Genomic DNA, 11,715 nt, shown 5'->3' with positions numbered 1-11,715 from the left:
TCCGGTTAAACTGAACGGCGGACTCGGGAAACGGCCAACATGCCCAAGCCGGACAGCATCATCAGCAAAGATGGCGGTAGCGGTACTGCCGCAACATTGGCAATTTTGGATATGGTGTCGATCGGATTCAAGTTTTCATCGCTTGCGTCCAACGTTAGCGCCACCGAGGTATCTTGACCGATCGGAAAATTGTCGATCAGTTGGACGCTCAACAGCAGCGAGTAAGTTCCCGACAAAGCCAGCGGCGGTAACGGTTGAAAGTTGGAATCCAATGCATACCAGGCTACGCCGATGGAGCCGTTACTCAGGTCGAAATTCGGTATCAAAGTGCCGGCAGCATCAAGCCCGTTCAGTGCATCAACCGGCGCGCCATTCTGGTAAAAATCGCCGTCCAGCAAGGTCAATAACGCAGGATCGAACACCAGACCCAAATCAAAAGAGGAAATTAAAGTGTTAGCGCCGAAATCGAAGTCGAAGGTAACGTCGACATTGCTGCCGGGAGCGCCCGCCACATCGTGCGGGGTGATGCTGATCGCGGCCCGTGCCGCCGGTGCGGCCAATACCAAGGCCGCGGCAGCTAACAGCGGAAATAACAAGGAACTGAATTTGGCATGTCTGTTAAGCATAAAAACTCCGTTTGATCGATTCTTTTGAAAAACTGGTATGGCCCGTCGGTAGCCGCTTGGCACCATTGCTTAGCATAAAATGCGCCAACTAATATCACCGCCAAAACATTAACGACTTATACCACAAAACGGCTAGCCGCCCTGCCCTAGCGGCGGTGCAGTGTAAAAATAGCCGACGCCGAGTCCGAACCGCACCTGCGGGTTCGACCGGCAGCGCGCAACGGGACTCGAGCCAATTATGCTATTAGTGCAATTTCGATTTAATTGGACGTTTGGCCGAAATACTCCAATCGTTGGCTTTGGCCGTGTCTTTTTCCGACGGATTCAACCATTCGCTCAACCACGGATGTTGGCCGGATTTACCGAGGTCGAAACTTCTGGCACCCTGCCGCAACGCCAGTGTCGGTTGCCGAGCCGGCGCCGGTGCGGCAATTTCGATCAGTCCGTCGGTCGGGTCGGCGCCGGCTACCGGCAACGGATCGACCGTCAGCCAGGTATCGTTCAGCCTGACCGAGACGAAATCCAAGGCCGCAGAGCCTCGCGCACTGGCGGCAACGGCGAAATTCAGCTCGAACAAGACGCCATTGCCATCGGCCAAGGGTTTTAGCGCGCTGGCATCGATGCGCAGTTCGCCCGGATTATTCTGCACCACGGTGTAAACGAAGCCGGCGGTCAATGCGGTTTTTTGCACCTCGACCAAGCCCAATTTCTGCGCATCGTAACGCACGGTCATTTGGATCGACTCCAAACCGGCCGTGGTATCGATAGTGACCGGTACCGACACCCGACTGCCGGCAATTGCCGAGACCGTGCCCAAACTGACTTTAGGGTCCGCGCCGGCGAATACCAGCGGCGGTAGGCCGGCCGGTATCGGCGGAATGTCCTTCTGCGGCGTACCGCCGATTTGGTAGGCCAGTTTTAGCGCATCCGCCGATTGCAATTTGCCGTTCGGATTGACGTCGCCGACGATCAACGGATCGACCAGCGGCCAGGCACCGAAACCGCTATCCTGCCCGAGCAGAACCCGATTCATGCGTTGGAAATCCAGCGTGGTGTAATTGGCGTCGCCAGTGACATCGCCGATGAAGGCCACCACATGCAGACCGTCGTCGGTTTTCAACTGCCGGGCGCCACCGTCGAGCGATACATCGCTCAAACGTAGCATGTCCTTGGCGCCGTAAACCGCCGCCGTCGGCACTGTCGCCTCCAGATTACCCAATATCAGCTTGCCGGCCGGCAATGCCACGGCCGCGTTTATCGTTACCCTCAGTTGGCCAGCTACCGTGGTATCGGTCACGACCTGACTGCCAGCCGGCAAATTGCCGCCGGAAAAACCGTTCACAGTCAGCAAAGCCGGATTGTAGTTCAACGTAAACGCCAGGCTCGTGGCGCCGGCGGCATTTTCCAGCGTGATCGGGAAGTTGAAGCCATTCGACGGGTTAGCCAGAGTTTGTCCTGGGCCGCGAGCAATTTCGCCGACCGACAACACCGCCGCGCCCTTCGATGTTACCGTGAAAGCATGCAGATAGTTGTCGCCGGCCGAGCCATCGCCGTTACCGTCCAGCAGCAATCCGCTCAAGTCTTTGAAACCAGCGCCACTGGAAACCAACGTCAAACCATAGTTACCTGCCGCCAACGGTCCGCCGCTGCGCAGAAAGGTGAAACCGGCATGATCGTTGTCGAGAATCAGGCTGCCTACTACCGGCTTGCCGTCTGGGCCAATCAAGGTCAGATCCGGCGCGCCCAAGCCGGTGGGTTCGCCGTTGTAAAGATTCAAGACACTGACGTCCAGAGCCCTGCTGAAACGCACCCTGAGACCGGAATCGGTCTGAGTGAAAGAGGTCACGTTCAACGTAGCGGGCGCAGCGACATCGATTGCCACAACACCTACCGCGCTACCGCCTAGACCGTCGCTAACCGTGTACTTGAAGCTGGTCGCACCGCTAAAGCCGGCGTTTGGCGTGAAACTGAAATTACCATCGAACGCATAATTCAAGCTGCCCTGCAAACCGGCGGTATCGACCGATTGCACGAACAACGTATCGCCATCGGCATCGCTGTCGTTGACCAACAGTCCCGGTGACGCAATGGTTAAGGTCTGACCCGCTTGTACGCTGTAACTATCGTTACCGGCCACCGGCGCGGTATTGGTCACGCTGATCGTGACAATACCCTGGGCGCTGCCGCCGAAACCGTCGCTCACCGTGTACTTGAAGCTGGTATCGCCGCTGAATCCCGCGGTCGGCTTGAAGCTGAAATGGCCGTCGGGGGAGGCGTCGACGACGCCTTGGACACCGGTGATATCGATCGATTTCACCTGCAACGCATCGCCGTCGGCATCGCTGTCGTTGGCGAGCAGGCCCGGCGCCGCGATGTTCAGGGTTTGGCCAGGACGCATGGTGTAGCTGTCATTGACGGCCACCGGCGCGGTATTGGTCACGCTGATCGTAACAATACCCTGGGCGCTGCCGCCGAAACCGTCGCTCACCGTGTACTTGAAGCTGGTATCGCCGCTGAATCCCGCGGTCGGCTTGAAGCTGAAATGGCCGTCGGGGGAGGCGTCGACGACGCCTTGGACACCGGTGATATCGATCGATTTCACCTGCAACGCATCGCCGTCGCCATCGCTGTCGTTGGCGAGCAGGCCCGGCGCCGCGATGTTCAGGGTTTGGCCAGGACGCATCGTGTAGCTGTCATTGACGGCCACCGGCGCGGTATTGGTCACGCTGATCGTAACAATACCCTGGGCGCTGCCGCCGAAACCGTCGATCACCGTGTACTTGAAGCTGGTATCGCCGCTGAATCCCGCGCTCGGCTTGAAGCTGAAATGGCCGTCGGGGGAGGCGTCGACGACGCCTTGGACACCGGTGATATCGATCGACTGCACCTGCAACGCATCGCCGTCGCCATCGCTGTCGTTGGCGAGCAGGCCCGGCGCCGCGATGTTCAGGGTTTGGCCGCCATGCACGTTATAGCTATCGTTGCCGGCCACCGGGTTGTCGTTTACCGGCACCACATTGAGGTTGATATCGGCGCTGGTAGTACCGCCCTTGCCGTCGCTGACCGTGATCCGGAAGCCGTCGCTACCGTTAAAGTTTTGGTCCGGCGTATAAGTCAACTGGCGAGTTGCCGGGTTGAAGCCACTCAGGCTGCCGTGTTGCGGCAAACTGGCGAAATCCACCGTCAACGCATCGCCGTCGGGATCGCCGTAGGCCAACGTAAAGGTCACGGACTGGTCTTCATTGGTGCTGGCGGTTTGCCCGGCCGGCACCACCGGCGCCCGGTTCGGCACGATGACTTTGACGGCCAACGGCGACGAAACGTAACTGCCGTCTTCGTCGGTGGCCGTGACGGTAACCGCCATTTGCCCGCCCTGCGAGTAGGTATGGCTGGCGCCTGAGACGTTACCGGCCAAAGCGGTCGTCGAACCGTCGCCCCAATTGACCAGCCAAGCGGAGACGGTATCGGTACCGGGGTCGGTCGCCGAGAAAGTCACTGCGTAAGATTGCCCCAAATCCACGTTGGCCGCTCCGGTCAAGGTTAAGCTCGGCGCGACGTTGCCGACGTTGACGTCGAAGTTGGCCTCGGTCGCCAGCACACCGTCGCTGACCCGTACCGTGAAGGTCTGCACGCTATTGCCGTCGGTCGGCGTCCAGCTAAATAAGCCGGTAGCCGAATCGATATTGGCCCCCGCCGGCGGCGTGCCCACCAGACTATAAGTCAAGCTGGCATTGTCCGGATCGTTTGCAGCGATATTAAAGGTCAGCGTGTCGCCTTCCGCCACGTTTTGCGCGGCGATGGCCGGTATCCGCGGCGCGTCGTTGACCGGCCGCACGGTAATCGTCACGGTGGCCGGCGCCGAAGTCAGCGCATTGCCCGGCGAACCGTCGGGATCGCCGCGGTCGGTCACGCTGTAGGTGAAGCTGTCGGTACCTTGGAAATCGGCATCGGGGGTATACGTCCACAAGCCGTTACTACCTTGGATCAGGCTGCCGTGGGCCGGCGCGCTGCCCAGCGCGTAATTCAGTTGCGGCTGTGTCGTTTCCAGATCGGTTGCCGGCAGCAGGATTTGCACTGCCGTATCCTCGTCGGTTGCGGCGCTGGCGCCCAACGCGACCGGAGCGCTGTTGACCGGCAACACATTGACGATGACGTTGCCGTCGTCGGTGCCCAGGCTACCGTCGTCGACGCGGAATTTGAAACTGTCGGTGCCGTTGAAATTCGCATTCGGCGTATAACGTACCGTGCGCGTGGCGGGGTCGAAATCCGACAACGCGCCGTACAACGGCGAGCCGACCAAACTGAAAGACAACGGATCGCCGTTCGGATCGGTACCGGCCAGCGTGATCAATACGCTGCTATTTTCGTTGACGCTGGCGACCGCATCGGTTGCAGTCGGCGGTTGGTTGCCGGAGCGGTCTATCGTGAACTCGCGCAGATAATCGCCGCCGGCGACGCCGTCGGCATTGCCGTCCAGCAAATTGCCGGCCGTGTCGAAGATGCCCAAGGTGCCGGACAGGCGCAGCCGGTACTTACCTTCCGCCAATACGCCGTCGGTCAATTGCAGCGTCAAATTGGTTTCCGGGAACGAATAGCCGGGTTTAACCGCAATCCGGGTATCGTCCGGCGTGCCGAAGTTGTTGTCGGCACCGGCCGCCAACAATTCGTAGTTGGCCGGACTGCGGGCGCTGATCCGGTCCAGCGCTTCGCTGAAATCGATCTGCAAACTGCTGAATGCGGCCGAGGTGGTGCCGCCGTCGGTCGGCAATTGGCTGATCGAAACCACTTGCGGTGCGATGGTATCGTTGGAATTGCCGAGAAACTCGTAAGCACCGATATCGTAATAATTCAATCCCGGCGTAGCCGCCCACTCCAGCGACGCCACCGCCGACAAATCGCTGACGCCGTCGTAGGGCGCCAACACATAGGTTTGGCCGTTACCCGCAGAGACGCCGACCGTCGGCGTCAAACCGCTCGCGCTCGGACCGTAATCGAAGCGGAAGCGGCCGTCGCTGAACAACGTTACCGAGAAATTGACCGGATTATTGGTGCCTTCGACCACCGCAGCCCAGCGCACGGTCAACTGGTTGGCGACCGTGGCATCGACGTAGACGTCGCGGCTAGTGTCGGCGACCGAGGTCGACAGGTTATCCCACAGCGGCGCGATGCGCACATTGTTGATTAAACCGTCCAGCGTATTGCTGTTATTGCCGTTATAGGCGTTGGTCGACGAACCGAACTGGATAAAACCGTTCGAGTTGATATAGGCCGTCGTGTATGTCTTGCCGTAGAACGGGAAGGCGAACGGTATCGTGTAGGTCGTCGCGTAATCGCTTTGCCGCAGGTTGAGCTTGGTGCCGACGTTGGCGAAACTGCTGCCGGCTTGGGCAGTGGCGACGTATAACGGTAAGCCGTCGCCGCTGTTGGCCACGCTCGGGTCGTCGCGGCGGGCCAGTCCGTCGATATCGGTCGCGGTCGCGGTATACATATTGGCCGCATCGATCGCCGCAGAATTGGCGCGCAATCCGAAGTTGTCGTCGAAGCCGTTGCCGGCCACCAAACCTTTCTCGCCCAGCACGTTGTCGGCGCCGTCGATATCCAGGAACAACGGATTACCGGCCTTGCTATTCGCATCCTTGCTGCTGGCAGTGCGCCAATCGGCCAGGCTGGCCTGTTGCGCCGCGCCCCACAAACCGGTGCGAGCGCCGGCCTGGGTCAGATGGAACAGGTTGTAGTCGGATTGCACCAGGTTGGCGACTGTCGCGGCATTGATACCGAAACCGGCATCGACCATGACGATGTTGTTGTGCAACTGCACGTTACTGCCGCCGCTGCCGATCAGAATCGCATCGCCGACCGGCTGGTACAGCGTATTGCTGCGGGTCACCTGGTTGGCGTCGCTCGCGGTATGGGTACCGGTGAACTGGATACCGATATTGGTATTGGCGTAAACCACGTTGTTCTCGATCGTGGCGTAGCCGGTATCGACCATACCGGTCGAGTTGCTGTAGACCCGGTTGCCGCGCGCGGTCGCCGAATACAGCGAGATGCCGCTCTTGGTGTTGGCGTACACCTCGTTGCCGGCCGCCACAGCGCTATAGGTAACGTTCATGCCGGCATCGTTGTGGTGGACAAAGTTGGCGCTGGCGCGGGCGCTATTAGCAATGACGATACCGTAGCGGCCGTTGTTCAACTGGTTGAAAACCTCATTGCCGACGATATCGGTATTGTAATCTGCGTCTATACCGCTGCCGGCGTTATCGTGGACCTTGTTGCCCTCGATCCGAACCGCGGTGCCGCTGCCGTTGTATCCGCTGTAGATACCCAATTGCGCGTTGCCGTAGACGTCGTTATTCAAAATCCGGGCGCCGGAAGCCAGCACGTGCACGCCGTGGTAAGTGGTGGTACCGAACACTTGCGAGCCGGACAGCGTGAAGTTGTCGTTGCCGGCGTTAATATACAAACCGTATTGGTTGTGTCCCCAAATCCGGCTGTCCTTAACGGTAACGGCGTCGGAATCGGCGGAATTGCTGGCGTAAACGCCGATATTGGCGCCGGTCATGCCCAGATGGTCCAAGGTCACGCTATCGGCGCCTTGCAAATCGATGGCGTAAGCACCGGTGTTGACGTTGCCGCGATCCAGCACGCTGGCGTGTCCGGGCTGCACTGCGCCCTTGATCGTTACGCCGCTGTCTTGGCTGCCGAGGACGATGTTGGTCGCCAGGCTGTAGTTGCCGCTGTCGACGTAGATCACGTCGCCGGCATCCAGGTCGTAAGCCCGCAGCAAGGCCGCCAAGCTGGCCATCGGCCGGTTCGGGTCTTTGCCGCTGTTGGCGTTGTCGCCTACCGCCGTGGTGTATTCGTCCCCAACCGTGCTGCCGTCGTTGACGTAATACGCCTTGCCGGCGTTGGCGATCAAAAAGCCTTCGTCGCTGGTGTCGTTGACCGTGATGCTGCCGCTAATCGGGTTGATCGTCGCGCTGATCCGCAGCAAGGCCGTGTTGCCGACGGTTTCGTCGGTCGGCGTCCAGGTAGTCTGGCCGCGGCCGTAACGGTCCATGGTCAAGCCGGTGGCAACGGTGGTCCAGCTGGCGCCGTTGTCGGTGGAGGCTTCCAGGCTCAGTACCGGGTTGGCGACGCCGTTGGCGTTGGCTTGGCGCAGTTCCAGGCCGTTCAGGAAGGCGGCGTTGCTGTTGCTGCGGTTGACCAGTTCGACGTTGAGGCCTTGCCCGCCCGTTACGTTGATGTCGTAGCTCAGCACCAGGGCTTTGTTGATGCCGCCGGCCAGGGCGCGCACGTCGACGTTGGTCGCAATGGTGGTGCCGTTGGCGACGATGTCGAACAGCCGGCTGCCGATGGCAACGTTGCTCGGTTCGGCAAAGTGCAGCACCAGTTGGTAGCCGCCGTCTTGAGCGGCAATGGTGTAGCCGAGTTTGCTGCCGACGCCGCTTTGGGTGTAGGCGTAGCTGCGGTAGACCGCTTCCGGCGCGGCATTGGCGCCGGCGCCGCTCAGGTCGATGGCGGTACCGGCGGCAATGCTGCCGTAGTTGTTGTTGCCGTCGGTCCGGTAGCCTTGTTGTGCCTGCCAGTTGTCGACGCCGGTGCCGGTGTCTTGGCCGGTATCCAGCAGGAACACGCTGTCGTACGGCAACAGGCCGTCGCTGCGCCAGTTGACGGTGACCGGCACGCCGGTTTCGAATTTCTCCAGGCCGTTCGGGCTCAGAATCTGGATCAACGGATCCGGGCTGACGTTGGCTTGGCTGGTGTTGCCGTAGGCACCCAGGTCGATCCGGCCGCCGTTCGGCCGCGGTTCGCTCAGGTTGGGGCTGTTCGGGTCGCCGCGGTCGATGGCCGGAGAGCTGTTTTGCAGGTGCAGGTCGTCGTCCTGGCCGAAGTCGCCGTTCAGGCGTTCGATCCGCACTGCGTCGGCCAGCACGATGCCGTTGGCCAGGTTGTCCAGCACGACTTTCAGGCTGGCGCCGCTGATGCGCACTACGCCCAGTACGTCCCAGTTGCTGCCGTCGGCGCTATAGCCGTTGGACGCCGAGGCGGCATTGGCATATTGGTTGACCACATCGGAGCCGACCACGACGTCGCCGTCGTAGATGCGGTAGTTGGAGTTGCCGCTGAAGCCGGGCGAGCTTTGCCATTGGTAGGGCCAGGTCGCCGCCACCCGGTAGTAGCCGGCGCTCAGGCCGTCGAAGCTCCAGCTGGCTTGGCTGCTGCCGTCGCCGGCCGCGCTGTTGCGGACGTCGCCGCCGCGCGGCTGGGTGCTGCCGTTGCTGGCAACGGTGGTCCAACTGCCGGTCGTGGCGAAGGTCGGGTCGCCGTCGTCGACGATGCGCGCGCTGCCCGTGACTACGCTGCCGTCCCAGCCAACCACGCCGTCGGCGCCGTCGATGTCGATGAAGCGGGCGTCGGCGGTCAGGCTGTTGCGGTCCTGGCCGACTTCGTAGAACCAGTCGGTGCGGTTGGCGAATGGCCGATCTTCCCAGTAGGCCAGTTTGGCGCTGGCGCCGAGCATGAACAGGTTGTAGTCGCTCAGGTAGCCTTGTTGGCTGTCGCTGGCGACGTTCAGGGCATAGCCGCTGCCGCGCACGTCGAGGATGTTGTTGCGGATGCGGACGTTGCTGCTGCTGCCCTGCACTTGGATCGCCGAGGCGCTGCCGGTCGCGACGATGGTGTTGTTTTCGACCCGGGTGCGGCTGCCGGATTGGTAGGCGCCGTCCAGTTGCACGCCGGCGCCGCCGTTGGCTTCGATGACGTTGTTGGTCACCAGGTTGTCGTAGGTGCTGACGTAGACGCCGGCGCCGCTGTTGCCGTAAACCCGGTTGCCTTGGGCGGTGCTGCCGTAGTACAGCGTGATGCCGGTGCCGTTGGCCCAGACCCGGTTGTCTTGCACGATGGCGTTGCTGTAGCCGTACAGACCGGTGGTGTTGCCCCAGGCTTGGTTGCCTGTGGCTTGCGCGCCGTAGTAGACGGCGATGCCGTAGGCGCTGCCCCAAACTTCGTTGCCGCGCACTTCGCTGTTGTAGTAGCCGGCGATGTTGGTGCCGCTGGCGTTGTCGAAGGAACGGTTGCCTTGCACCAGTATGCGGTTGTTCCAGCCGTTGTTGACGCTGGCGTTGATGCCGCCGCTGCTGTTGGCGTAGACGCTGTTGTTCAGCACCCGGCCGCGCGAGCCGCTGATGTCGATGCCCCAGCCGCTGTTGCGGGCGATTTCGTTGCCTTCGATCAAGGCATCGCTGCCGTTGACGTAGACGCCGCGGTTGTTGCTGTATTCGACCACGCTGCCGCTCAACACGAAGAAGTCGTTGCTGGTGTCGATGCTGATCGCGTAGTTGTTGTTCCACACCCGGCTGTCGATGAGGCTCAGGTGGTCGCTGTCCTGGCCGTTGGCTGCTTGGATGCCGCCGTAACCGCCGGTGATCGATAAGTGCTCCAGACTGACGTCGTCCGCTCCTTGCAACTCGAATACGTAAGCGCCGCTGTTCTTGTTGCCACGGTCCAAACGCGTCTCGTGTTCCACCGCACCTTTGATCGTTACGCCGCTGTCTTGGCTGCCGAGGACGATGTTGGTCGCCAGGCTGTAGTTGCCGCTGTCGACGTAGATCACGTCGCCGGCATCCAGGTCGTAAGCCCGCAGCAAGGCCGCCAAGCTGGCCATCGGCCGGTTCGGGTCTTTGCCGCTGTTGGCGTTGTCGCCTACCGCCGTGGTGTATTCGTCCCCAACCGTGCTGCCGTCGTTGACGTAATACGCCTTGCCGGCGTTGGCGATCAAAAAGCCTTCGTCGCTGGTGTCGTTGACCGTGATGCTGCCGCTAATCGGGTTGATCGTCGCGCTGATCCGCAGCAAGGCCGTGTTGCCGACGGTTTCGTCGGTCGGCGTCCAGGTAGTCTGGCCGCGGCCGTAACGGTCCATGGTCAAGCCGGTGGCAACGGTGGTCCAGCTGGCGCCGTTGTCGGTGGAGGCTTCCAGGCTCAGTACCGGGTTGGCGACGCCGTTGGCGTTGGCTTGGCGCAGTTCCAGGCCGTTCAGGAAGGCGGCGTTGCTGTTGCTGCGGTTGACCAGTTCGACGTTGAGGCCTTGCCCGCCCGTTACGTTGATGTCGTAGCTCAGCACCAGGGCTTTGTTGATGCCGCCGGCCAGGGCGCGCACGTCGACGTTGGTCGCAATGGTGGTGCCGTTGGCGACGATGTCGAACAGCCGGCTGCCGATGGCAACGTTGCTCGGTTCGGCAAAGTGCAGCACCAGTTGGTAGCCGCCGTCTTGAGCGGCAATGGTGTAGCCGAGTTTGCTGCCGACGCCGCTTTGGGTGTAGGCGTAGCTGCGGTAGACCGCTTCCGGCGCGGCATTGGCGCCGGCGCCGCTCAGGTCGATGGCGGTACCGGCGGCAATGCTGCCGTAGTTGTTGTTGCCGTCGGTCCGGTAGCCTTGTTGTGCCTGCCAGTTGTCGACGCCGGTGCCGGTGTCTTGGCCGGTATCCAGCAGGAACACGCTGTCGTACGGCAACAGGCCGTCGCTGCGCCAGTTGACGGTGACCGGCACGCCGGTTTCGAATTTCTCCAGGCCGTTCGGGCTCAGAATCTGGATCAACGGATCCGGGCTGACGTTGGCTTGGCTGGTGTTGCCGTAGGCACCCAGGTCGATCCGGCCGCCGTTCGGCCGCGGTTCGCTCAGGTTGGGGCTGTTCGGGTCGCCGCGGTCGATGGCCGGAGAGCTGTTTTGCAGGTGCAGGTCGTCGTCCTGGCCGAAGTCGCCGTTCAGGCGTTCGATCCGCACTGCGTCGGCCAGCACGATGCCGTTGGCCAGGTTGTCCAGCACGACTTTCAGGCTGGCGCCGCTGATGCGCACTACGCCCAGTACGTCCCAGTTGCTGCCGTCGGCGCTATAGCCGTTGGACGCCGAGGCGGCATTGGCATATTGGTTGACCACATCGGAGCCGACCACGACGTCGCCGTCGTAGATGCGGTAGTTGGAGTTGCCGCTGAAGCCGGGCGAGCTTTGCCATTGGTAGGGCCAGGTCGCCGCCACCCGGTAGTAGCCGGCGCTCAGGCCGTCGAAGCTCCAGCTGGCCTGGCTGCTGCC

General features: G+C 61.5%; 2 protein-coding genes (1 of these 2 cut by a window edge). Both read right to left on the bottom strand.

What is annotated here, in order from left to right; all coding sequences use genetic code 11:
• Positions 1–5: 5 nt before the first annotated feature.
• Positions 6–626 (bottom strand): VPLPA-CTERM sorting domain-containing protein, encoded by a 621-nt coding sequence (locus tag MKFW12EY_RS11005; RefSeq protein ID WP_054763458.1) that lies wholly within the window; start codon positions 624–626, stop codon positions 6–8.
• Between the two features lie 244 nt (positions 627–870).
• On the bottom strand, positions 871–11,715 hold the end of the coding sequence (locus MKFW12EY_RS11000) for a cadherin-like domain-containing protein (protein WP_221054541.1). Its footprint extends 21,435 nt past the window's final position; the window shows 10,845 of its 32,280 coding nt (coding positions 21,436–32,280); its start codon lies off the right edge, out of view; the stop codon is at positions 871–873.

Source organism: Methylomonas koyamae, assembly GCF_019669905.1.
Taxonomy (GTDB): Bacteria; Pseudomonadota; Gammaproteobacteria; order Methylococcales; family Methylomonadaceae; genus Methylomonas; species Methylomonas koyamae.
This window is presented reverse-complemented; position numbering and strand designations above follow the sequence as displayed.